The organism is Solirubrobacter phytolaccae, assembly GCF_027587195.1.
GTDB lineage: Bacteria > Actinomycetota > Thermoleophilia > Solirubrobacterales > Solirubrobacteraceae > Solirubrobacter > Solirubrobacter phytolaccae.
The window spans coordinates 57,972-79,189 of record NZ_JAPDDP010000017.1; the positions used below are offsets into that span (position 1 = coordinate 57,972).

Below are 21,218 nucleotides of genomic sequence, written 5' to 3' on the forward strand. Positions count from 1 at the left end.
CAGGGGGCGATAGTCCCGCTGGGCGATCAGCGAGCGGCGTGGCCGTGCTTGAGCAGGTACCTCCGGAGCCCCTGATGGTGGCTTCGGAGGTGCTCCGGCGGCCCCGCGGCCAGGCTGAGGCGCAGATGCTGCGTGTGCGCTTCCAGCAGCGGCCCGGCGAGTAGCTCCAGCTTGTCGCGCGGCACGGCCACCTGCACGCAGGGCACCGCGGTCGCGGGGTCCCAGGCGAACCCGCCGAGGGAGACCACGTCGTCGATGAGCCCGCGCAGGGCGATCGGGATGGCCACGGTCAGCTTGTCCTGGTAGGGCGCCACGCCCGTGAAGACGCCGCCGATGATCTGAAAGCGCCGGCCGTGTTTGATCGGCGTGACGACGGTCCGGTCCTTGTCGATCGCCTCGCTCGCACGCAGCGCGGCGGCGCAGAACCGGATCGACGTGTCCCGACCTGGACCGGCGAGCGCCCGCTCGACGAGCTCCGCCGGCTCGAAGTCGGTCCAGAGCGCGCCGCCCGACGACGCTGAGCCCACCGGCGCCGCCTCCTGCTCGATCGCCGCACGCGCCTCCGCGGCCCGCCGGATCATGATCTTGTTGCGCGGATGGTCCTGCAGCCCGGCCTCGAAGACCGTCAGGGCCTCGGCGAACCGTCCCTCGTTGAGCAGCCCGATGCCGTGCCGGTTCGTCGCCACGGGGTCGGATGTCTGAGGTTCGCTCACGACCCCCACAGTCGCAGGTCCGAGTCAGGCCGCCGTCATCTGCGGGATCCGCGCGGCGATCGCGGCCAGCTCGCGATCGTCGCTGATTCCCTGGAAGTCGTGCCGGGGCGTGTACGGCGCTTCGAGCGCCTCGATCTCGTCGGGCGTCAGCACGAGGTCGAGAGACGCGACGGCGTCGTCGATCTGCGCGGCGCTGCTCGCGCCCACCAACGGCGCGGCGACCACCGGCTTGGACCGCAGCCAAGCAAGGGCGACCTGTGCGCGGGAGACGCCGCGGGCCTCGGCGATCGCACCGACGGCGGCGACGATCGCGCGGTCGCTGCCGGCCGACGTGTACAGCAGGTCGGCGTACCCGCCGTCGGTCTCGGCGCGCGCGGTGGCCTTCGCGTCGTCCCACGCGCGGGCGAGCCGGCCGCGGGCGAGCGGGCTCCAGACCACCGTCCCGATGCCTTCCGCGGCGCACAGCGGGAGCATCTCGCGCTCCTGCTCGCGCGCGAGCAGGTTGTAGTGGTCCTGCATCGACACGAAGCGGTGCCAACCGTGGGCACGCTGGGTGTGCAGCGCTCGGGAGAACTCCCAGGCGGGCATCGAGGACGCGCCGAGGTACCGGACCTTGCCGGCGGTGACGAGGTCGCTGAGCGCCTCGAGCGTCTCCTCGATCGGCGTGGAGGGATCGTTGCGATGCGTCTGGTAGAGGTCGATGTAGTCGGTGCCGAGCCGGCGCAGGCTGTGGTCGACCTCGGTCAGGATCGCTTTGCGCGACAAGCCCTTGCCGTTGGGACCGGACCGCATCGGGTGGCGCAGCTTGGTGGCGATCACGACGCTGTCGCGGTCGGCGAAGTCCCGGAGCGCACGCCCGAGGATCTCCTCGCTCGACCCCAGCGAGTAGAGGTTGGCGGTGTCGAAGAAGTTGATGCCGGCGTCGAGCGCGTGCCGGATCAGCGGTCGCGCGTCGGCCTCGTCCAGCGACCAGATCGGGTGCCCGCGGTCCGGTTCGCCGTACGTCATCGCCCCGATGGCGATCGGGGACACGTCGAGGCCGGTCGCGCCCAGCTTGATGTACTCCATGCGGATGCTCCTATGCTCTTGCGGAGAGGTCTCCGCTTGACGATAGCGGAGAGTTCTCCGTTTATGCCTCCACGGTCAGACGCCCAACGCAACCGCCTCCGGATTCTCGAGGTCGCCGCGCAGTCGCTGGCGGACGATCCAGGCACGTCGCTGAACGAGATCGCCAAGCGTGCGCAGGTCGGCCCAGGCACGCTGTACCGCCACTTTCCGACGCGCGAGGACCTCGTGCTGGCGGTCTACGGGCACGAGGTGGAGCAGCTCAGCGCCGCGGTCGGCCCGCTGCTGGAGGAGCAGCCGCCGGCGCAGGCGCTGCGCACGTGGTTCCTGCGCCTCGCCGAGCTGATCCACATCAAGCACGGCCTGGGGGAGGCGTTGGACTCCGCCGCCGCCCGTGAGGTGATCGACGGGACCTATGCGCCGGTGCTCAGCGCGATCCGGCGGTTGCTCGACGCGGGCGAGCGGTCCGGCGAGCTGCGCGCGGGCCTGGACGAGAGCGACGTGCTGCTGCTGATGAGCTGCATCTGGCGCGCGGCCGGCCCGGACCAGGCCGAGCGCCTGGCCGACGCGGCGCTACGAGGCGTCTTGCACTAGCAGCGCGACCTGCACGCGGTTCTCGACCTCGAGCTTGACGAGCAGCCGCGACACGTGCGCCTTCACGGTCGCGACGCTCATGTGCAGCTCCGCCGCGATGTCCGCGTTGGACGCGCCGCGCCCGACGGCGCAGGCGACCTCGCGCTCGCGGGCGCTGAGTGACTCCAGCTTCGTGCGGGCGCTCTCGCGCCGCCCGCCGTCGTCGGCGACCAGCGCGATCAGCCGCCGGGTAACGGTGGGGGAGAGCGTGCCCTCGCCGGCGTGGACGTGCTCGATCGCGCGCACGATCTCGGGCGGCGGGGTGTCCTTCAGCAGGAAGCCGGCGGCGCCCGCGCGCAGCGCCCGCAGCACGAGCTCGTCGGCGTCGAAGGTCGTCAGCACGATCACCTCGGGCGGCGACGGCTGCGCGCGCAGCAGGCGCGTGGCCTCGATCCCGTCCAGCAGCGGCATGCGGATGTCCATCAGCACGACGTCCGGGTGGTGCTTGTCGACCGCCGCGAGCACGCCACGGCCGTCGTCGGCCTCGCCGACCACCTCGACCTGCGGCGCGCCCGCAAGCATCATCCGCAGCCCGCTGCGCACCAGTGCGTCGTCGTCCACCAGCAGGACCCGGATCACGTCCACGGCAGCACCGCCCTCAGGACGAAGTCCCCGCGCCGGTTCGGCCCGTGCTCGAGCGAGCCGCCGGCCAGCGCGACGCGCTCGGTGAGGCCGATCAGCCCGCTCCCGCCCGGCCCGGCCTCGGGGGCGAGCGCGGACTTGCGCGAGACCACCTCGACCACGAGCGACGCGTCGGACGGGCCGACGGTGACCTCCACGGCGGCCGCCGGGGCATGCTTGCGCGCGTTGGTCAGGCCTTCCTGTACGACGCGGTAGGCCGTGCGGCCGACCATCACCTCGCCGCCACTGGCCTCGATCCGCGCGCGCACGTGCATGCCCGCCGCGCGCGACTCCTCCACGAGCGCGGGAATGGCGTCGAGCGTCGGCTGTGGGGGCGCGGTGACGCCGTCGCTCGTGCGCAGGACGCCGATCACGTCGCGCAGGTCGCGCAGCGCCTCGGTGGCCGTGGCGCGGATCACGCCGGCGGCTTCGGAGATCTCGGCCGGCGTCGCGTCGGGGCGGAACTCCAGCGCACCGGCGTGCACGGAGAGCAGCGAGAGCCGGTGGGCAAGCACGTCGTGCATCTCGCCGGCGATCCGGCGCCGCTCGGCCTCCCGTGCGGCCTCGACGTGCGCGAGCTGCTCCGCCTCGGCCTTCTTCGCCCGGTCGCGCTCGGTGTGCACGAGGTCGCGCTGCGTGCGCGTGAAGAGCCCCCATGGGACCACGACGAGCGTGATCAGGACGGCGAAGGCCAGCTCGATCGCGAGCGGGACGTCGTCCTCGGTGGGGTACATCACTGTGTAGACGATTCCGCCGGCGATGCCGACGGCCGTGACCGTGATGATCTGGCGCCGCGTGCCGCGCAGCGCGACGTTGAACAGCGCGATCAGCGCCGCGCCCGCCGAGAAGGCCGAGAACGCGCTCGCCGCGGTGATCAGGATGCCGATCGCACCCGGCCAGCGCCGCCGCCACCAGAGCGCGATCAGCGACGTCACGCCGAGCGTGAGGTCGATCAGGTCCTCGAAGTCCGAGTGCGCCTGCTCGGACTCGGTGTAGACCAGCACGCCGACGGTCAGCGCGATCAAGGTCATCAGCACGTCGACCAGCCAGTCGCGCGCGGTGCGCTTGCTGCCTGGCTCCTGGAGGAGCGCCCCGGGAAGCATCTGCCGGCTCACAGAGCGTCAGCGTACGCACGCGCGGGGCCCGACACCCCCTACCGAAGTCGGTCCCACCATGAACGACGGACCGATTGCAAACCGGCTCAGCGCGTCGATGCTCCACCCATGATCGAAGCGACAGGACTGACGAAGCGCCTCGGAGGGCGTGCCGTGGTCAGCGACGTCTCGTTCCGCTGCGAGCCCGGCACCGTCACGGGCTTCCTCGGACCGAACGGCGCCGGCAAGACCACGACGATGCGGATGCTGGTCGGCCTCTCCACGCCCGACGCCGGCACCTCCGCGGTGCTCGACCGCGACTACCACGCGATTCCCAACCCGGGGCGCCACGTCGGCGTGCTGCTGGACGCCTCCGCGCAGCACCCGGGCCGTTCCGGCCGCGAGGCGCTGGTGATCAGCGCGCGGATGATGGGCGTGCCCGACGCGCGCGTGGACGAGGTGCTGACGCTCGTCGGCCTGGACAAGTCCGCCGCGAAGAAGCGCGTGCGCCAGTACTCGCTCGGCATGCGCCAGCGGCTCGGCCTCGCCAACGCGCTGCTGGGCGACCCGCAGGTGCTGATCCTCGACGAGCCCGCCAACGGCCTGGACCCCGAGGGCATCCGCTGGATGCGCGGCCTGCTGCGCGACTTCGCCGACCGCGGCGGCACCGTGTTCCTCTCCAGCCACCTGCTCAGCGAGGTCGACGCGGTCGCCGACCGGATGCTGATCATCGGCCAGGGCAAGATCGTCGCCGACGGCACGCGCGACGAGCTGCTGGCCGGCACGGGCGTGCTGGTCAAGGCCACCGACCCGCGCGAGCTCGAGAACGCGCTCCACAGCGCCGGCCTCACCGCGCAGCGCATCGACGACGGCGCCTACGTCGTCGACGCGGACGCCGAGGCCGTCGGCCGCGCCGCGCTCAACGGCGGCGTCGTCCTCACCCACCTGGCCCCGTCCGAGGGCGCCGGGCTCGAACAGCTCTTCTTCCAGCTCACGGAGACCCCCGCATGAACCCCGCGATCTCATTCCCCAAGCTCACGCTGGTCGAGCTGCGCAAGATGGTCGACACCCGCGCCGGCTTCTGGCTGCAGCTCATCGTCGCGATCCTCACGCTCGCGATCGTGATCCTGGTCTGCATCTTTGGTGAGACCTCGGACTTCGTCTTCCGCGACATGTTCGCGCTCGCGATCCTGCCCGCGAGCATCCTGCTCCCCGTGATCGGGATCCTGCTCGTCTCTTCAGAGTGGTCGCAGCGGACCGCGCTGATCACGTTCACGCTCGTCCCGAAGCGGATGCGGGTGATGAGCGCGAAGGTCGCCGCCGGGATCGTGCTCGGCGTGGCCGTGCTGGTGATCGCGCTCGTCGTCGCCGTCGTGGCCGTCGCCGCCGTCGGTGGGGCGTGGACGATGGGCGCCGCCGTGTTCGGGCAGATCTGCCTGCTGGTGGTCACCGGGATGCTGCAGGGCGTCGCCTTCGGCGCGGCGTTCATGAACTCCGCGACGGCGATCGTCCTCTACTTCGTGCTGCCGTTCGTCTTCACGGCGCTGGCCGCGATCCCCGCCGTCGAGGACATCGGCAAGTGGGTCAACCTGATCGAGACGACCGGCCCGCTGACCGAGCCGGGGATGACCGGCACCGAGTGGGCCCAGCTCGGCGTCTCGCTGCTCGTGTGGCTGGCGCTGCCGCTCGCGGTCGGGCTCTACCGGATCGTCAAGGGCGAGATCCGCGCGGCGTAGTCGCTTAAACGCAAAAGGGCCCGCACGGACGAATCCGTGCGGGCCCTTTTCGCGTTAAGGCTTAGAGGCGCGAGTAGAGCTCGACGATGAGCTGCTCGTTGACCGGCGCGTTGATGTCCATCCGCTCCGGGAACCGCAGGACCTTGCCCTCGAGGGCGTCGAAGTCCGTCTGCAGCCAGCCGGCCACCGAGCCCGTGAGCTCCGTCGCCTGCGAGGCGCTCTCGCGGACCTTGTCCTTGATCTTGATGGCCTCGCCCGGCGTGACCAGGTAGGAGGCGATGTCGACCTTCTTGCCGTTCACGAGCACGTGGCCGTGGTTCACGAACTGGCGGGCCTGCGCGCGCGTGCCGGCGAAGCCGAGCCGGTACACGACGTTGTCCAGGCGACGCTCCAGCAGACGCAGGAGCTCCTCGCCCGTCACGCCCGGGGCGCGGTTGGCCTTGTCCACGTAGATGCGGAACTGCTTCTCGCGCACGCCGTAGTAGCGCTTCGCGGTCTGCTTCGCACGCAGCTGCGTGTAGTAAATCGACTGCTTGCGGCGGCGGTTCGCGCCGTGCTGGCCGGGCGGATTGTCGCCACGACGCTCGAGAGCGGACTTGCCGTTGAGGGCACGTTCACCCTTCAGGAAGAGCTCGACGCCCTCGCGGCGCGAGAGCTTTTCAACTGGTCCGGTATAACGCCCCATGGTCTCCTACTGCGTTCGAAATTATCGCGTCCACCCTAGCAGCGCGGTAGGCCACGACCAGGGAGCCCTGGCATGGGGTGAAGACCCCAGTGTAGTCCGAATGGACACTCGTCCTATTCAGGTGGGGGGCCGGCTCAAGCATCATGACCTCATGGGTCAGGTCATCGCATTCGAGAAGGACCGCAAGGTCGAGGTCACCACGGAGCGTCGCCACGCTCTGATCACCGGGCTCAGCGCCCTGACGTTCCTGCTCGGCTTCTTCATCGTCGGCCCGGCGCTGGCGATCTACGCCTTCAGCTACACGACCACGTCGCACCTGGGCTCCGCCGTCGCCTGCGTCGCCGGCCTCATCGTCACCTGGGCGATCACGCGCCTCGCGTACAAGCACCTCTAGCTAGTACGTCGTCCGCGCCAGGCGCGGCGCGGCGGCACTGGGCCGGCCGAGGAAGAACCCCTGGCCGAGGCCCGCGTTCATCTCGCGCAGGGCGGCCAGCTGCGCCGCGGTCTCGATGCCCTCGGAGATCACCTCGAGCTCGAGGGTGCGCGCCAGGTCGACGATCATGCCGACGAAGCTGGACTCGCGACGGCCGCAGGTCAGGCCGTCGATGAACGGCTTGGCGATCTTTAGCGTGTCCAGCGGCAGCGAGTGCAGGTAGCTGAGGGAGCTGTAGCCCGTCCCGAAGTCGTCGAGCGCGATCTTCACGCCCAGCGCGCGCAGCTCGTGGAAGCGCTCGACCGAGGCGGCGGCCAGCAGCTGGGACTCGGTGATCTCGATCACGAGCTGCTGCGGGTCGATCCCGGCCTCGTTCACCGAAGCCAGCACGTTCTTGACCAGGTCCGGGTCGCGCAGCTCGGCGACGGACAGGTTCACGTGCATGCGCAAGGGCTCGACGTTCGCGTCGGTCTCCGCGTCCTGCCAGCGGCGGGCCTGCTGACAGGCCTCGCGCAGGACGAAGCGGCCGAGCGGCACGATCAGGCCGGTCTCCTCGGCGAGCGGCACGAAGTCCCCCGGGGGGATGAGCCCGCGGGAGGGGTGCTCCCAGCGCACGAGCGCCTCGGCGGCGACGATCCGGCCGGAGTCCAGCGCGACGATCGGCTGGTACTGGACGATCATCTGCTCGCGCTCGATCGCCTTCGCCAGCTCCTCCTTGAGGTCGTGGCGGCGCAGGATCGCGGCGGCCATCTGCGGCTCGAAGAGCTCGAAGCGCGCCTTGCCCTTGGCCTTGGCCTGGTACATGGCGACGTCGGCGTTGCGGATCAGCTCGTCACCGTCGCCGCCGCTCTGGTGCGAGGACGCGAGGCCGACGCTCAGGTGGACGCTGACCAGCTCGGTGCCGGCCTCGACCGGCAGCTCGAACGCCTTCAGGATCCGGCGCGCGACGGCACGACCGTCGACGAGCGGATCGCCGACGCCCGGGATCATCACCGCGAACTCGTCGCCGCCGAGGCGGGCGATCGTGTCCTCGGGCCGGACGCAGCCGCGCATCCGCTCGGCCACGGAGACGAGCAGCGCGTCGCCGACGTGATGGCCGAGCGAGTCGTTGATCGTCTTGAAGTCGTCGACGTCGACGAACAGCACCGCGGCGGAGCCGTCGTCGGCCAGCTCGGTGCGCACGCGCTCCATGAACAGCGTGCGGTTCGGGAGGTCGGTCAACGGGTCGTGGTAGGCCTGGTGGTGGAGCTGGTCCTGCAGCGACTGGAGCTTGTTGACGGCCTGCTCGAGCCGGTCGTACTGGAGCGCGACGGCCGCGTTGTTGGCGAGCGCCTCCAGCAGGCGCAGGTCGTCGGCGCCGAACGAGCGCTCGAGGCCGACGCGGTTGGCGAGCAGGATCGTGCCGATCACGCGCTCCTCGCCCGGGAGCATCGCGATCATCGCGTGGCGGATGCCGCGGGCCTGCATGTGCGCGCGCAGGTGCGGGGAGCCGAACGGCGGCGTGAGGCTGACGACCGGGTGGTCGGCGTCGACGAAGCCGGCGAGCTCCTCGGCGATCGCGCGGTCGGCGGGCTCCATCGACGTGCGCAGGTCACCCGGGCCGTGCGTGGTGCGCAGCGGGTCGCCGTCGGCGGTGTGGAGCATGACCTCGGCGACGTCGGCGTTGAAGGCTTCGAGGGAGCGGGCGAGCAGCGCCTCGAGCGCCTCGGCCACTTCGGGGGAGCGGGAGAGCGTGCGGTTCGCGTCGTAGAGGAACTCCAGCCGCTCATGGCGCTGGCGCTCGGAGATGTACGCGCGATAGACGGCGAAGACGGTCAGGGCGGGGATCAGCAGCACGGGCACGGCGCGCGGGTCGGTCGCGACCACGAGCGCGGCGGCGATCGCGATCGACGCGTTGATCAGCGTCACGAGCGCGTCGGTGGCGAACATCTGCGCGAGCATCGAGCTGCTCGGGCGGCCTTCGGCGAACGCCATCGCGACGCCGAGCAGCACGATCGTCAGCCCGCCCGAAGCGAGCGTGGCGACGTACAGGCCGATCCAGGTGGCGGGCTCCATCGCGCTCGCGTTCCCGGCGATCGCGTTGAGGATCCCGGCGGCGAGCGTAGCGGCGAGCGCGAGCTGGGCGAGGTTGAAGAGGAGCTTGACGATCTCCAGCCGGCGGATCAGGCCGAGGACGATCGCGTGGCCGACGATCGCGCCGAGGATGAAGTCGTCACCCGTCGCGAACACGAGGCCGAACACGAACGGCAGGTCGGCGAGGCTGAACGAGTGCGCGCTGCGGCGGAAGCGGACGTGGACGACGCACAGCTCCGCGGCCGCGAAGCCCAGCGCGACGGCCCACCACGGCAGGTGCGGCTCCCCGTGCGGGACCGCGTTGTGGGTCACGAGCGCCCACGCGAGCACCGCCGCGACGGTCAACGTGAGCACGTACGCCCAGACCAGCAGCTCGCGCGGCGAGAGATGCAACCGGCGCAGCAGGGTCGTCGACTCGTCCATCGATTCCTTGATCGGCTAAACACAAGGACTTCTTGACCATGTTGGGCGTACGATGGGTGCATGGCACGGCTCGTACGCATGGATCAGACGGGGCACACCACGCTGGCGGAATGGACGTCCGCCAAGGACGCCGAGCACGCCGCCGCCGAGCTGCGAAGCTCGCTCGAGCAGGGGTATTACGCGGTGGTGACGCAGGGTGAGGGCCACGCGACGCAGGTGTCCGAGCTGCCGCTGGACGCCGATCTCGTGATCCTGCGCAGGCCGATCGCCGGCGGGTAAGGGTCAGACCTTTTACCTTCGCGTGAGCGCTGGAGCTCTCCCCGAGCGCGCGTCGGTGTCCTGGCGCGCGCCGATGACGCCGGAGCGGCTGTCCTCGTACGCGCGCTCGTGGACGGTCACCACCGCCGCCCAGGTCGTCCCGATGGTCGCCGTGGCGGCGCTGCTGGCCACGCTGCACCCGGTCGCCGCGGTGGTGGCGCTCATCCTGCTCGCGCACGCGTGGGCGATTCCGGAGCTGTATGCCAACCGCGGCGCGAAGGTCGTCAAGCCTCGCGCGCGCACGGGCGAGGACGCGGAACGCACGGCGCTGGGCCTCCTCGGCGACCTGGTCGGCCACGAGGCGCGCGAGCTGCACGCGCGGACCGGGCTGGTGCTCGAGCGCGGCGCGCTGGGCGTCTGGCTCGTGGGGGAGGCGGGCGCGTTGCTCGTCCGTGGCCGTCGCGTGCACTGTTGGTGCGTCCGCGTCCCGGAGCCCTCGCTGCCGTCATCCGATCGCATCGCCCACCTGCTGCTCGCGCTGCGCGAGGACGAGGAGGGCTTCGCCACCGTGGCCAACCACGCCTTCGCGGGCGCGCGCTGGCGCGTGCGCCGACGCCTGCCCAAGGGCCAGCGCGCGGCCCTGGATGCCGCCACTCGACAGAGTGGATAGTTCGACCCCGCCAAACTTCAGCAGTCGGGCCATGGGGATCGATGCCCGCAAAGAGCAGGATGTTGTCCATGATCAACCCGACCGCGACTGCTTCCGCCACCGCGCTGCCCGTGCGCCGGTTGTCTCTGGTGCCCACGTCCGGCCGCGGTGACGCCGCGGTGCGTCGTTATCGCCTCGCGCGTCTGCGCCTCGAGGACCGCGAGGTCGCTCGCGCCGAGCGCTTCGCGCATCTGAAGCGCTCCCACGATTAGCCGGTCTTCAGCGCGGCGCGTTACATTGCGCCTCATGAGCAAGAACACGTCCGGTTCGATCGTCCTCAAGCTGATCGCCGTCGCCATCGTGGCGTTCGTCGCGATCTTCCTGATCAACGTCGTCATCGGCGCGATCGCCGGCATCGTGAAGCTCTTCCTGACGCTCGCCCTGATCGTCGCGGTCATCTTCATCGCGGGCAAGTTGCTCCGCAAGCTGTGATCTACCTGTTGCTGAGCGCCTGGTTCGGGCTCGCGACAGGGCTCATCGGGCGGGTGCGCGGATCCTCGTTCTTCATCTGGTTCGTGATCGGCGTCGTGGTGCCGGTCATCGGCCTGTTTATCGCGCTGCTGTACCGCTCGGACCGTGACGAGGTGCGGCGTCAGTGCCCCACCTGCGGCAAGGTGATCAAGCTCCACGACCAGATGTGCATGCGCTGTGGGACCGATCTGGACTTCCCGGACTTCGCGGTCGAGCCTGAATCGGCTGCTGTTCGCCGGTAAACTCGGCTGTTCGCCGTTCCCCTCGCAAGTCTCTGGAAGGAGCTGACAACGCCGATGATGCGTGCTGTCGACGCCATCATGGAATGCCTCAAGGCCGAAGGCGTCGACGTCGTATTCGGCTACCCGGGCGGGGCCAACCTGCCTACCTACGACGCGTTCGTGGACGCGGGGATCAAGCACGTCCTCGTTCGTCACGAGGCGGGCGGCGGTCACGCCGCCGAGGGGTACGCCAAGGCTTCGGGCCGCGTGGGTGTCGTGTTCGCGACCTCCGGCCCAGGGGCGACGAACATCGTCACGCCGCTGACCGACGCGATGATGGACTCAGTCCCGCTCGTGGCCTTCACCGGCCAGGTGCGCACCGAGCTGCTCGGCACGGACGGCTTCCAGGAAGCCGACACCTTCGGCATCACGATGCCGATCGTCAAGCACTCGTTCGTGATCCAGCACCCGGCGGAGATCCCGCGCGTGGTGCACGAGGCGTTCCACATCGCCCGCACCGGCCGTCCCGGCCCCGTGCTGATCGACATCCCGCAGGACCTGTCCCGCGCGGAGATCGACTACCAGCCGGTCGAGGACGTCCACCTGCCCGGCTACCAGCCGACGCTGGACGGCAACTCCAAGCAGATCCGCCTGGCCGCGAAGGCGCTCGCCAACTCGCGCCGGCCCGTGCTCTACGCGGGCGGCGGCGTCATCAACGCGGAGGCGTCGGAGGAGCTGCGGGAGCTCGCCCGCTCGGGCAACTTCCCGGTCACCTGCACGCTGATGGGCCTCGGCGCCTACCCGGCGCCCGACCCGCAGTGGGTCGGCATGCTCGGCATGCACGGCACCCGCGCGGCCAACTACACGATGGACGAGGCCGACCTGATCGTCGCGATCGGCGCCCGCTTCGACGACCGCATCACAGGCAAGCTGAGCGAGTTCGCCCCGCGCGCGAAGTTCATCCACATCGACATCGACCCGGCCGAGATCTCCAAGAACGTGCCGGCGCACATCCCGATCGTCGGCGACGCCAAGCGCATCCTCGCCCGGCTCGTGGGCGAGTACCGGGCGCTGGAGCCCGACAACGCGCGGCTCACGGGCTGGTGGGAGCGGATCGACCACTGGCGCTCGACGCACCCGCTCAAGTACGACGACTCGGCCGACAGCGAGATCAAGCCGCAGTTCCTGGTCGAGTCGCTCTACAAGGCGACGGACAACGGCGAGTGCATTTTGAGCTCCGACGTCGGCCAGCACCAGATGTGGGCGGCGCAGTACTTCCACTTCAACAAGCCGCGCCGCTGGATCAACTCCGGCGGCCTGGGGACGATGGGCTTCGGCCTGCCGGCCGCGATCGGCGCCGCGATCGCCGTACCGGAGGTCCCGTCCGTGCTGCTCACGGGCGACGGCTCGTTCCAGATGAACATCCAGGAGCTCGCGACCGCCCGCCAGTTCGACGTCCCGGTCAAGTGCGTGATCATGAACAACGGCTACCTGGGCATGGTCCGCCAGTGGCAGGAGCTGTTCTGGGATCGCCGCTACTCCAACGTCGACATGGGCTCGTTCCCGGACTGGGTCAAGCTCGCCGAGGCGTACGGCGCCACCGGCATCCAGCTGACCGACAAGGGCACGCTGGTGGAGGACCTGAAGGCCGCGCTCGCGACTCCCGGCCCCGTGGTCGTGGACGTCAAGGTCACGCGCGAGGCGAACGTGTACCCGATGATCGCGCCGGGCGCCGCGGCCCGGGAAATGGTGGGCTGATCGCATGGGCGAACCCGGAACCAAGGAAGTCCTGTCGCTGGAGGAGCTCGAGGCCTCCGTCGGCCTGCGCACCGGCCGCAAGCACATCCTCTCGATCCTCGTCGAGAACAAGCCCGGCGTACTCACGCGGATCGCGGGCCTGTTCGCGCGGCGTGGCTTCAACATCGACACGCTGGCGGTCGGCCCCACCGACGACCCGACGCTGTCGCGCATCACGCTGACGCTGGACGGCGCGATGCACCCCATCGATCAGGTGACCAAGCAGCTGCACAAGCTGGTCAACGTGATCAAGATCCGCGACCTCGAGCCGTCCGAGACGGTCGCGCGTGAGCTGGCGCTGTTCAAGGTGTCCGCCGACGGCTCGACCCGCGCCGAGGTCATGCAGATGGTCGAGATCTTCCGCGGGAAGATCATCGACGTCTCCAAGCGGTCCGTGATCATCGAGGTCACGGGCTCCTTCGACAAGATCGAGGCCTTCGAGCGGATGGTCCGCCCGTTCGGCCTGATCGAGATGGCCCGCACCGGCGAGATCGCCATCTCCCGAGGACGGGGCGAGACCTGAGCGTCGGCAGCCTCACGCCTTCTGGCGGCCTCGCGGTTGACGGGGCCGCCTTGGCGCGACGCGCCGAGCGGGCGGTTCGTGCCGCCCGCAAGGCGGGGTCGCCCGTGTTGCTCGGCCACACCGAGCGGGTGGCGGCGTCCGTCGACCCCAGCGCGGTCGTCTTCGCCTCCCGAGGTGCCGACGAGCACTGGTTCTGCTTCGAGCAGCCGGACCGCGACGGCTCCGCCATCGCCGCACTGGGGATCGTCGAGCGCCTGACGGCTTCAGGACCGTCGCGCTTCAAGCAGATCGCCGCGGCCTGGCGCGAGCTCGCTTCCGAGGCGGTCTGCGACGTGCCCGACGGTCCCGCTGGTGCCGGCCTGGTCGCCGTCGGCGGCTTCGCCTTCGCGCCGGACGGCGGCAAAGCGCCCCACTGGGCGGGCTTCGCGTCGGCCGATCTGGTGGTGCCCGAGGTGTCCTTGGCGCGGCGGGGCGACGACGTGCGCCTCACGCTCGCGGCGATGGTCGCGCCCGACGATGTGGCCGAAGACGTCGCCGCCCGACTGGCGGCGCGAGCGGCCGGCCTGTCGCTGGCACCGCTCCCCTTGCTCGACCCGGCGCCGGTCGGGCGTTTCAGGGTCGACTCCGTCGCGCCGCCCGAGCACTACGAGGCGGCCGTCGCCCGAGCCGTCGAGCGCATCCGGGCCGGCGCCTTCGAGAAGATCGTGCTGGCGCGCGAGGTGACGGTCCAGGCCCCGACGGCCCACGACGCGGCCGCCGTCTTCGGCGTGCTCCGAGCCGGCTTCGAGTCCTGTTACGTCTTCTGCGCCGGCCGAGGCGACGCGGCCTTCGTCGCCGCCTCACCCGAGCTCCTGGTCCGCCGCGAGGGCGCCCGCGCCCAGACGGTCGCCCTGGCCGGCTCGACCCGCCGCAGCGCCGACCCCGCCGTCGACGACCACCTCGGCGAGCAGCTCCTACGGTCCACCAAGGACCGCGAAGAGCAGGCGATCGTCGTGCGTCGCATCTCCCGCGCGTTGCGTCCCCACGCAGTCTGGGTCGCCGCCCCGGACGAGCCCGAGGTCATCAAGGTCGCGAACATCCAGCACCTCGCCACCCCGATCCGCGCGCAACTCGCGCACCCGGTCGGCGCGATCGAGCTCGCCTCCCTGCTCCATCCCACCCCGGCGGTCGGCGGCGAACCCCACGCCACGGCCGCCCCGCTGATCCCGGCCTTCGAAGGCCTGGACCGCGGCTGGTACGCGGGCGCGATCGGCTGGACCGACGCCAACGACGACGGCGAGTTCTGCGTCGCCCTCCGCTGCGCTCTGCTGCGAGGCACCGAAGCCCGGCTCTACGCCGGCGTCGGCGTGGTGCGCGACTCGGACCCCGCGTCCGAGCTCAACGAGACCGAGATCAAGCTCGGCGCGCTCCTCCCGATCCTCGCAGGCTGACCTCACCAGTCAGCGCGCTGACAACGCCCCGGTTTCTGGGGGGCGAACTTTTCCCTGCTCGGCCTAGACGAACGGCAGTGCGCGTTCATTGAGCGCGTTGCGACCTTGATTGCGAGGCGCGAGTCTCGAGGAGCACGAGGGAGGATTGGTGAGCAGAATCGGTCGAGTCATATACGTCGCGACAGCCATGGTCGCGGCCTGTATCAGCGGTTCGCCGGCGCAGGCTGGCACCTATACGGTGCGTGCGTGCTGGGAAGCCACTTACGACGGCTGGCACCCGGTGATACTCGGACCCTCCACTGAGGTTCGAAGCGACTGCGCCGGCGTGTCGACGGGCACGCCGATGCGAGCAACTGCGTGGCCGATCGACGCGGTATGGCCCAGCGGCGCGTCGACAGGGTGGGCGTTTACAGCTCCACGCGGGACTCGCATCACCAAGTTCACGGCCGTCGGTTGGAGCAGTGCGGGCAACTCCAGAGTTTCGATCGCTCGGCCCTGGTTCAGGGGGGTATGGGACCCGGACTCCGCCGCCGCGGCGGCGATAGAGGGAAGCGAGAAGCCGGTGACGCTCGGAAATCTCAACGCCGAACGAGTCGTGTTCGGCCTCCGGTGTCTCGACCTCTACTGCTGGTTCCCGGGCTGGTCAGGACCCTACGGGCCTGGGATTGGCAGGACGGACTACATCCAGTATGTGGCGGCACACTCGATCACGCTGACGATCCGTGACGACGAGTCACCGACGGTCAATCTCCGACAAGCACCCTCGCACGCGTGGACGAGCTCCAATTCACTGCATCTGAGCGTTGATGCCACCGACAATGTCGGCGTGGCTCGGATCAACGCCCTTCTCAATACGACGACCAAGGCGACCTCCACCGGCGAGTGCAGTGGAGGCATGAACACGCTGCGCATGCCCTGCACTCGTACCGCGCCGACCGTCGAGACCACGCTCGATCTCTCGTCGCTCGACGACGGACGGCACGAGGTCAAAATATTGGCGGCCGATGCCAGTGGGAACGAGACGACCCGGGTCATACCAGTCTGGTTGGATCGTGCGGCTCCGCGTGCGCCCCGGAGGCTCACAGTGGTCGGGGGCGACGGATGGCATGCGGGTGACACGATGGCAGTCACTTGGCTGAATCCGCCAAGAGAGAACGCGGGGGTGGTGGCGGCCGAGTACGAGCTGTGTCCGAACGACAACGACGTTGGCGACCTAGATGGATGCGTCCGCGGTGAGCGATCTGGAGCGGACATCGCACGGATCGACGACCTGGCCGTTCCTCACTCCGGGGCATGGCGGTTGAGGATTGCGCTGCGCGACGAAGCCGGCAACATCGACTGGGACCAGACGGCGGACCGCGAAGGGATCGAGTTCGACAGCGATGCTCCGTCCGCCTCATTTCTCCCGTTCGACCCGGCCGATCCGGCGCGTGTGTGGCTTACCGCGGCGGACGACATGTCGGGAGTCGCCGGCGTCGAGATCGAGGCGCGGCGACAGGGAGCGACTACGTGGCACTCGTTGCCGACAGCACACTCCAACGGTCGGTTCACCGCTCTGCTCAATGACGCGGAGCTACCGGAGGGCGTCTACAGCTTGCGCGCGTTGGTCCGAGACCGCGCCGGGCACGAACGCACGGCGATGACGCTCGGCGACGGAACGTCGCTTGAGATTCGACTGCCGGTTCGAGCAGATAGCGCGCTCGCCGTTGGTCGCCCCGAACGGGTGCGTGTGAAGTCCGCGAAGGGTAAGAGGAAGCGCTACCGCACGGTGCTCGTGCCCAAGCCGACGACGCGATATGGCGACCCCGTAGAGATTGAGGGCACCCTGTCTGACCGAGTCGGGAATCCTCGAGCTGGGACCGAGGTCAAGGTGCTGGAGCGCGTGGGACTTCCCGGTCGCGACTGGCAAGAGATCGCGAGCGTCCGCACCGGCAGCGGAGGCGCGTTCAAGTTCCGGGCTCTCCCCGGGCCGGCTCGCGCCCTGCGGTTTCAGTACGTGGGCACGGCCACGACCCGGCCGCACAGCCAGGACGTTGAACTCCGCGTGCGGGCGGGCGTCACTCTGATTCCGAGCCGACGCCGTGTGCGCAACGGCGCGCAGATCACGTTCGGTGGTCGTGTGCTCGGAGGGCCGATTCCTCCTGCAGGCAAGATTCTCGCACTGCAAGCGCAAACGTCGCGAGGATGGCGGACGTTCGCGACGCCCCGCGCTCGCGCGACCGACGGCCGGTTCAGCGTGCCTTACCGCTTCTTGAGCACCACCGTTACGTCGCGTTACCGATTCCGCGTTGTGGTTCCCGAAGAGTCGAGCTACCCCTACGCTTCGGGGTCATCGACCATTACGAGTGTGTTGGTTCGTGGAGACCAATGATGAAGACCAAAGCCAGAGCACACCTCACGTACGCGAACGTTTGTGCATCGCTGGCGCTCTTCATCGCGCTGGGCGGGACGAGCTACGCCGCGTTTTCACTGCCCCGCGACAGTGTGGGCGCGCGGGAACTCCGATCGCGGTCCGTCGGGCCAGCGGAGTTACGGCCGAATGCGGTGACGTCGAGCAGCATTCGCAACGGCTCGATCGACGTTCGCGACCTCTCAGACACTGCCCGAGCGGCACTTTCAGGTCGTGCAGGCTCTATCGGCCCCGCGGGACCGCAAGGACCTCAAGGAGCGCCCGGTGCGTCCGGCGTTCCAGGCCCCAGAGGCGACTCCGGGGTACCAGGCGCTCCGGCCACGACATTCCGAGCCGCTGTGAGCGCTAACGCTGTCGTGTGGAGAGGCACAGCTGGGACGACCGTCAGTGATCGTGCGGTCGGGAACGGCGGCGACTATCTGGTGACGTTCCCACGGTCGACAGACGAGTGCGTCTATTCGGCAACGCTTGCGAATGTTCAGGGAGAACCGCAGGCTGATCGCGTCGTCGTCAGTTCCGAGAACGACGGTGTGCGAGTCCGGACCTACCAGGGCGCAAGCCTGGTCGGCGCCGGGTTCCACCTGATCGTCGTCTGCAGCTAACCGCCGAGGCGGCGCTTCCAGCGCCGCCCAGAGCGCTTCAGGTTCGTCTCCACCGACCCGAGCATGCCGCGGTGCTCGGGGAGCTCGAGGGCCTGCTCGTGGTCGATGTTCAGCGTGACCTGGCGGAGCGTGATGCGGGCGACTTCGGGCGCGTCGACGAAGCGGCGGCCCTTGTCGGTCTTGACGACGATGCCGTCGAAGATGTGTTCGCGGGCGTTGTCCTGGACGCGGTGGACGACGCCGAGTTGGACGCCGTCGGCGGTGACGACGGGGACGCCGCGGGGGAGGGCCTGGTAGCCGATCTGGTGGTCGTCGTCGTCGATCACGGCGGGCAGGCTAGCGACCGCCGCGGCGCCAGACTTCCACGACTTCGCGGACACTGGCCGTTCGGTAGGAGATGCGGGAATCCAGGGGCCGGACGTTGAGCTCGAAGCGGTTGGTCTCGAGCTGCTGGAGCTCGAGGACCAGGGCGTGGAAGCGGCGGCCGCGCTTGTCGATCTCGACGATGTCTCCCGGGGCGATGCCCTTGGAGGTCGTGCGCTTGGTCGAGGGCGCGGACGGCTCGATCTTGAGCAGCGAGACCTGATGGATGTCGGACGACACGGCGGAAAGAACGCTACGTCGCGGCGCGGACGGACTCCCACACGCGGCGGTGCAGGTCCACGTTCTCCTCGCGGGAGGTGCGCACGCAGATGATCGTCGTCTGATCGGACGCCAGCGCGCGGGCGAGCGCGTCGCGGAACTGGGGGACCTCGGCGACCCGCTCCCAGCCCAGCCCGTAGAGGTCGGCGGCGTGGGCGAAGTCCAGGCCGTGCGGGGTCGCGATGTGCTCGACGAACGGCTCGCCCTGACCGGCGGCGGGGAGGAAGTTGAAGATGCCGCCGCCGTCGTTGTCGATCAGGACGATCACGAGCTTCAGGCCCAGGCGACCGGCGGCGATCAGCCCGCCGACGTCGTGCGCCAGCGCCACGTCGCCGATCAGCAGCACCGTGGGACCGTGCCCCGCGGCGGCGACGCCGAACGCGGTCGAGACCGTCCCGTCGATCCCGTTCGCGCCGCGATTGGACAACACGCGCACCGAGGAGGCGGGCCGCGCCGGGAAGAACGTCTCCACGTCCCGCACCGGCATCGAGGAGGCGACGACCATCACGGCCTCGTCCGGAAGCACCGAGCCCAGCTCGACCGAGACGCGCGGCTCGTTGAGCTCCGGCCCCAGCGTCGAGATGATCGCGCCCGAGGCGACCCGGTCGGCGTTGTGCCACTGCTCCAACCAGGACTGCTCCCGGCGGCGCTTGGGCAGCGAGTCCGCCAGGGCGTCGATCGTCGCGCGCACGTTCGCGGGGACGATCGTCTCGACGGAGCCGTCCGGGTCCTGCCAGGCCGTCTCGGGGTCGAACACGATCTGCGGCGCGGACAGCCCCGCCAACCAGCCCCGCAACGGCTTCGACGTCGGCAGATCGCCCACGCGCAGCACCAGGTCGGGCACGACCGAGGCCGCGAACTCCGGGGACCGCAGCAGCGCGTCATAGTGCGCGATCGCCGCCGGCCCGCGCCGCGCGCCCGACAGCGGATCGGCGAGCAGCGGAATCCCCGCCCGCTCGGCGAACGCCGCCAAGGACGCGCCGAGTCGCGGATCCCGCTCCGAACGGCCGGCGACGAGCACGGCGCGCGCGGCACCTCGCACCGCAGCGCGCAGCTCCAGCCCTTGCTCGTCGGCGAGCAGTCGCGGCACGCGCGTCCGCGCGACCCACGGGCGACCGTCCGGCCGGCCGGCCACGACGTCCTCGGCCGGCACGCCCGACTCCCCGTCCGGCACCAGAGGCTCACGGAACGCGAAGTTCAGGTGCACGGGCCCGGGACGCCCGTCGACCGCGGTCCAGAACGCCCGGCACGCGAGCTGCCGGAGCCAGCGCACGCGGGCGGGGGAGGCCGGGAAGTCGTCGACCTCGAAGAACCACTTCGCCGCGCGCCCGTAGAGCCCGGTCTGGTTGATCGTCTGCCCGGCGCCGAGCTCGCGCAGCTCCGGCGGCCGGTCGGCGGTCAACACCAACAGCGGCACCCGCGCCTCGTACGCCTCGTGCACGGCCGGCGCGTAGTTCGCGGCCGCGGTCCCCGACGTGCACACCAACGCGGGCGGCACGCCGGTCGCCTTCGCCAGGCCGAGCCCGAAGAAGCTCGCGCAGCGCTCGTCGAGATGCGACGTCGCGCGCACCTTGGGCGCCCACGCGAACGTCAGCGCGAGCGGGGTCGAGCGGGACCCCGGAGAGGTGCAGGCATCGCGTAGGCCGCAGCGGACGAGCTCGTCCACGAAGGCGCGCAGGGAGAGGTACGTGTCAGTTCCAGGCATGATTCCCCAAGAGATGCTTCCGCCGCTCGTCCTGCTGCATGGCTTCACGCAGACCCGCCAGAGCTGGCGGCGAACGGCGACGGCGCTGCGCCCACGCTATCGCGCGATCACCCCGGACCTGCCCGGCCATGGCCAAGCGGCGGACCGCACGCCGAGCTTCGACGCCGTCACGGCCTACATCCGAGCGCTCGCCCCAACGCACCCGTTCACGCTCGTCGGCTATTCGATGGGCGGCCGGATCGCCCTGAACGCCGCCTTCAGCCTGCCGCTCGACCGCCTCGTCCTAATCGGCGCCAGCCCCGGCATTCCGGACCCGAAGGAGCGGGAGGCCCGCAAGCAGGCGGACGACGCGCTCGCGGCGAAGATCGAGACGCTCGGCGTCGAGGCCTTCGCCCGTGAGTGGGGGGAGCTGCCGCTGTGGGACGGCCAGCCCGACCGGGTCCGCGCGGCCGCCTACGCCGACCGGCTGCGCAACACGCCGCACGGCCTCGCGCAGGCGCTGCGTGGCCTGGGGACTGGGACCATGGAGCCGCTCTGGGACCGGCTGCCCGAGCTCACCGTCCCGGTCACGCTCATCACGGGCGAGCGCGACGCGAAGTTCCGCGCGATCGCCGAGCAGATGGCCGAGCGGCTACCGAACGCGAACCACGTCGTGATCCCCGGCACGGGACACGCCCCGCAGCTCGAAGATCCCGACGCGGTCGCCTACCAGTTGGGGTCGCCCTCTTCGTCGGCTTCCGCGTAGTCGTCGCCCTCGAAGTCCTCTTCCAGGATCGAGTCGAACCCGGCCGCGTCGCGCGTGATCGGGTCCGTGCCGTGCTGATCGCCGTGTTCGGCGTGTTCGATCAGATCGCCCTCAGCGAGCTCGAAGCCTTCGCTTTCGCCCTCGCCCGCCTCGATCAGGGGTGCGAGTGCGGGATCGACCTTGTCATCAGGGGTTTCAGGCCATTCGGGTGCCATGGCCGGAACACTAC

Annotated in this window: 24 protein-coding genes; 14 read left to right on the forward strand and 10 right to left on the reverse strand. The window is 70.2% G+C overall.

Features of this window, described 5'->3' with window-relative positions:
* Positions 1 to 26: 26 nt before the first annotated feature.
* Positions 27 to 713: a hypothetical protein gene (locus OJ997_RS11585; protein ID WP_270025255.1), complete on the reverse strand. Its 687-nt coding sequence runs from the start codon at positions 711 to 713 to the stop codon at positions 27 to 29.
* Between the two features lie 24 nt (positions 714 to 737).
* Positions 738 to 1,781: an aldo/keto reductase gene (locus OJ997_RS11590; protein ID WP_270025256.1), complete on the reverse strand. Its 1,044-nt coding sequence runs from the start codon at positions 1,779 to 1,781 to the stop codon at positions 738 to 740.
* 63 nt (positions 1,782 to 1,844) lie between these two features.
* On the opposite strand from OJ997_RS11590, the gene OJ997_RS11595 reads away from it, so the two are divergent.
* Positions 1,845 to 2,372 carry a TetR/AcrR family transcriptional regulator gene (locus OJ997_RS11595; RefSeq protein WP_270025257.1) on the forward strand — a complete coding sequence of 176 codons (528 nt, stop codon included), beginning with the start codon at positions 1,845 to 1,847 and terminating at the stop codon, positions 2,370 to 2,372.
* On the opposite strand, the gene OJ997_RS11600 is transcribed toward OJ997_RS11595, so the two are convergent.
* Together OJ997_RS11600 and OJ997_RS11605 are read right to left on the reverse strand one after the other, a co-directional pair.
* Positions 2,352 to 2,996, reverse strand: coding sequence for a response regulator transcription factor (locus tag OJ997_RS11600; RefSeq protein WP_308213572.1), 645 nt, complete (start codon positions 2,994 to 2,996; stop codon positions 2,352 to 2,354). The two genes, OJ997_RS11595 and OJ997_RS11600, sit on opposite strands and share 21 nt — an antisense overlap.
* The gene (locus OJ997_RS11605) at positions 2,987 to 4,147 is read right to left on the reverse strand and encodes a sensor histidine kinase (protein WP_270025258.1); all 1,161 of its coding nucleotides are present in this window, start codon (positions 4,145 to 4,147) and stop codon (positions 2,987 to 2,989) included. Before OJ997_RS11605 ends, OJ997_RS11600 begins: the two co-directional genes overlap by 10 nt.
* A 108-nt stretch (positions 4,148 to 4,255) precedes the next feature.
* On the opposite strand from OJ997_RS11605, the gene OJ997_RS11610 reads away from it, so the two are divergent.
* Both OJ997_RS11610 and OJ997_RS11615 read left to right on the forward strand, forming a co-directional pair.
* Entirely contained in the window at positions 4,256 to 5,137 is an 882-nt protein-coding gene (locus OJ997_RS11610; RefSeq protein ID WP_270025259.1) for an ABC transporter ATP-binding protein, read from the forward strand.
* Positions 5,134 to 5,862, forward strand: a complete 729-nt coding sequence (locus tag OJ997_RS11615) for a hypothetical protein (protein WP_270025260.1) — start codon at positions 5,134 to 5,136, stop codon at positions 5,860 to 5,862. Before OJ997_RS11610 ends, OJ997_RS11615 begins: the two co-directional genes overlap by 4 nt.
* Positions 5,863 to 5,923: 61 nt before the next feature.
* On the opposite strand, the gene rpsD is transcribed toward OJ997_RS11615, so the two are convergent.
* Entirely contained in the window at positions 5,924 to 6,547 is a 624-nt protein-coding gene (rpsD, locus tag OJ997_RS11620; protein WP_270025261.1) for a 30S ribosomal protein S4, read from the reverse strand.
* A 151-nt stretch (positions 6,548 to 6,698) separates the two neighbouring features.
* Between rpsD and OJ997_RS11625 the strand changes: the two genes are divergently transcribed.
* Positions 6,699 to 6,941 carry a hypothetical protein gene (locus OJ997_RS11625; protein WP_270025262.1) on the forward strand — a complete coding sequence of 81 codons (243 nt, stop codon included), beginning with the start codon at positions 6,699 to 6,701 and terminating at the stop codon, positions 6,939 to 6,941.
* On the opposite strand, the gene OJ997_RS11630 is transcribed toward OJ997_RS11625, so the two are convergent.
* Positions 6,942 to 9,476, reverse strand: a complete 2,535-nt coding sequence (locus OJ997_RS11630; RefSeq protein WP_270025263.1) for a putative bifunctional diguanylate cyclase/phosphodiesterase — start codon at positions 9,474 to 9,476, stop codon at positions 6,942 to 6,944. It lies immediately after the preceding gene.
* A gap of 60 nt (positions 9,477 to 9,536) precedes the next feature.
* Here OJ997_RS11630 and OJ997_RS11635 point away from each other — a divergent pair, with 60 nt between their 5' ends.
* The 9 genes from OJ997_RS11635 to OJ997_RS11675 all read left to right on the forward strand — a co-directional run bounded on the left by OJ997_RS11635 (position 9,537) and on the right by OJ997_RS11675 (position 17,256).
* Positions 9,537 to 9,755 carry a hypothetical protein gene (locus OJ997_RS11635; RefSeq protein WP_270025264.1) on the forward strand — a complete coding sequence of 73 codons (219 nt, stop codon included), beginning with the start codon at positions 9,537 to 9,539 and terminating at the stop codon, positions 9,753 to 9,755.
* Between the two features lie 22 nt (positions 9,756 to 9,777).
* A complete protein-coding gene (locus tag OJ997_RS11640) occupies positions 9,778 to 10,404 on the forward strand; it encodes a hypothetical protein (RefSeq protein ID WP_270025265.1) in 627 nt (208 codons plus the stop codon).
* A gap of 68 nt (positions 10,405 to 10,472) precedes the next feature.
* Positions 10,473 to 10,655: a hypothetical protein gene (locus tag OJ997_RS11645; RefSeq protein WP_270025266.1), complete on the forward strand. Its 183-nt coding sequence runs from the start codon at positions 10,473 to 10,475 to the stop codon at positions 10,653 to 10,655.
* A 34-nt stretch (positions 10,656 to 10,689) separates the two neighbouring features.
* Complete coding sequence (locus OJ997_RS11650) at positions 10,690 to 10,875, forward strand: hypothetical protein (RefSeq protein WP_270025267.1); 186 nt, start codon at positions 10,690 to 10,692, stop codon at positions 10,873 to 10,875.
* A gap of 8 nt (positions 10,876 to 10,883) precedes the next feature.
* Positions 10,884 to 11,156: a hypothetical protein gene (locus OJ997_RS11655; RefSeq protein ID WP_270025268.1), complete on the forward strand. Its 273-nt coding sequence runs from the start codon at positions 10,884 to 10,886 to the stop codon at positions 11,154 to 11,156.
* 57 nt (positions 11,157 to 11,213) lie between these two features.
* Positions 11,214 to 12,893, forward strand: coding sequence for a biosynthetic-type acetolactate synthase large subunit (gene ilvB / locus OJ997_RS11660; RefSeq protein ID WP_270025269.1), 1,680 nt, complete (start codon positions 11,214 to 11,216; stop codon positions 12,891 to 12,893).
* 4 nt (positions 12,894 to 12,897) lie between these two features.
* The gene (ilvN, locus tag OJ997_RS11665) at positions 12,898 to 13,455 is read left to right on the forward strand and encodes an acetolactate synthase small subunit (RefSeq protein ID WP_270025270.1); all 558 of its coding nucleotides are present in this window, start codon (positions 12,898 to 12,900) and stop codon (positions 13,453 to 13,455) included.
* 50 nt (positions 13,456 to 13,505) lie between these two features.
* On the forward strand, positions 13,506 to 14,885 hold the full coding sequence (locus OJ997_RS11670; RefSeq protein ID WP_270025271.1) for an isochorismate synthase: 1,380 nt from the start codon (positions 13,506 to 13,508) through the stop codon (positions 14,883 to 14,885).
* Between the two features lie 148 nt (positions 14,886 to 15,033).
* Positions 15,034 to 17,256: a hypothetical protein gene (locus OJ997_RS11675; protein ID WP_270025272.1), complete on the forward strand. Its 2,223-nt coding sequence runs from the start codon at positions 15,034 to 15,036 to the stop codon at positions 17,254 to 17,256.
* Between the two features lie 637 nt (positions 17,257 to 17,893).
* Here the strand turns inward: OJ997_RS11675 and OJ997_RS11680 are convergent.
* From OJ997_RS11680 to menD, 3 genes are read right to left on the reverse strand one after another with little or no spacing between them, the layout of a single operon-like run.
* A complete protein-coding gene (locus OJ997_RS11680; RefSeq protein WP_270025273.1) occupies positions 17,894 to 18,223 on the reverse strand; it encodes a hypothetical protein in 330 nt (109 codons plus the stop codon).
* A gap of 10 nt (positions 18,224 to 18,233) precedes the next feature.
* Positions 18,234 to 18,500, reverse strand: a complete 267-nt coding sequence (locus OJ997_RS11685; RefSeq protein WP_270025274.1) for a hypothetical protein — start codon at positions 18,498 to 18,500, stop codon at positions 18,234 to 18,236.
* Positions 18,501 to 18,513: 13 nt separating this feature from the next.
* A complete protein-coding gene (menD, locus tag OJ997_RS11690) occupies positions 18,514 to 20,244 on the reverse strand; it encodes a 2-succinyl-5-enolpyruvyl-6-hydroxy-3-cyclohexene-1-carboxylic-acid synthase (RefSeq protein WP_270025275.1) in 1,731 nt (576 codons plus the stop codon).
* 13 nt (positions 20,245 to 20,257) lie between these two features.
* Between menD and menH the strand changes: the two genes are divergently transcribed.
* Positions 20,258 to 20,989, forward strand: coding sequence for a 2-succinyl-6-hydroxy-2,4-cyclohexadiene-1-carboxylate synthase (gene menH / locus OJ997_RS11695; protein WP_270025276.1), 732 nt, complete (start codon positions 20,258 to 20,260; stop codon positions 20,987 to 20,989).
* On the opposite strand, the gene OJ997_RS11700 is transcribed toward menH, so the two are convergent.
* Positions 20,950 to 21,204 carry a hypothetical protein gene (locus tag OJ997_RS11700; RefSeq protein WP_270025277.1) on the reverse strand — a complete coding sequence of 85 codons (255 nt, stop codon included), beginning with the start codon at positions 21,202 to 21,204 and terminating at the stop codon, positions 20,950 to 20,952. The two genes, menH and OJ997_RS11700, sit on opposite strands and share 40 nt — an antisense overlap.
* Positions 21,205 to 21,218: the final 14 nt, after the last annotated feature.

What these genes read in the sequence shown, in the direction of transcription:
- OJ997_RS11590 (WP_270025256.1), bottom strand. Translation starts at nt 1,781, where the DNA reads ATGGAGTACATCAAGCTGGGCGCGACCGGCCTCGACGTGTCCCCGATC.
- OJ997_RS11595 (WP_270025257.1), top strand. Translation starts at nt 1,845, where the DNA reads ATGCCTCCACGGTCAGACGCCCAACGCAACCGCCTCCGGATTCTCGAG.
- OJ997_RS11610 (WP_270025259.1), top strand. Translation starts at nt 4,256, where the DNA reads ATGATCGAAGCGACAGGACTGACGAAGCGCCTCGGAGGGCGTGCCGTG.
- OJ997_RS11615 (WP_270025260.1), top strand. Translation starts at nt 5,134, where the DNA reads ATGAACCCCGCGATCTCATTCCCCAAGCTCACGCTGGTCGAGCTGCGC.
- rpsD (WP_270025261.1), bottom strand. Translation starts at nt 6,547, where the DNA reads ATGGGGCGTTATACCGGACCAGTTGAAAAGCTCTCGCGCCGCGAGGGC.
- OJ997_RS11625 (WP_270025262.1), top strand. Translation starts at nt 6,699, where the DNA reads ATGGGTCAGGTCATCGCATTCGAGAAGGACCGCAAGGTCGAGGTCACC.
- OJ997_RS11630 (WP_270025263.1), bottom strand. Translation starts at nt 9,476, where the DNA reads ATGGACGAGTCGACGACCCTGCTGCGCCGGTTGCATCTCTCGCCGCGC.
- OJ997_RS11635 (WP_270025264.1), top strand. Translation starts at nt 9,537, where the DNA reads ATGGCACGGCTCGTACGCATGGATCAGACGGGGCACACCACGCTGGCG.
- OJ997_RS11645 (WP_270025266.1), top strand. Translation starts at nt 10,473, where the DNA reads ATGATCAACCCGACCGCGACTGCTTCCGCCACCGCGCTGCCCGTGCGC.
- OJ997_RS11650 (WP_270025267.1), top strand. Translation starts at nt 10,690, where the DNA reads ATGAGCAAGAACACGTCCGGTTCGATCGTCCTCAAGCTGATCGCCGTC.
- ilvB (WP_270025269.1), top strand. Translation starts at nt 11,214, where the DNA reads ATGCGTGCTGTCGACGCCATCATGGAATGCCTCAAGGCCGAAGGCGTC.
- ilvN (WP_270025270.1), top strand. Translation starts at nt 12,898, where the DNA reads ATGGGCGAACCCGGAACCAAGGAAGTCCTGTCGCTGGAGGAGCTCGAG.
- menD (WP_270025275.1), bottom strand. Translation starts at nt 20,244, where the DNA reads ATGCCTGGAACTGACACGTACCTCTCCCTGCGCGCCTTCGTGGACGAG.
- menH (WP_270025276.1), top strand. Translation starts at nt 20,258, where the DNA reads ATGCTTCCGCCGCTCGTCCTGCTGCATGGCTTCACGCAGACCCGCCAG.
- OJ997_RS11700 (WP_270025277.1), bottom strand. Translation starts at nt 21,204, where the DNA reads ATGGCACCCGAATGGCCTGAAACCCCTGATGACAAGGTCGATCCCGCA.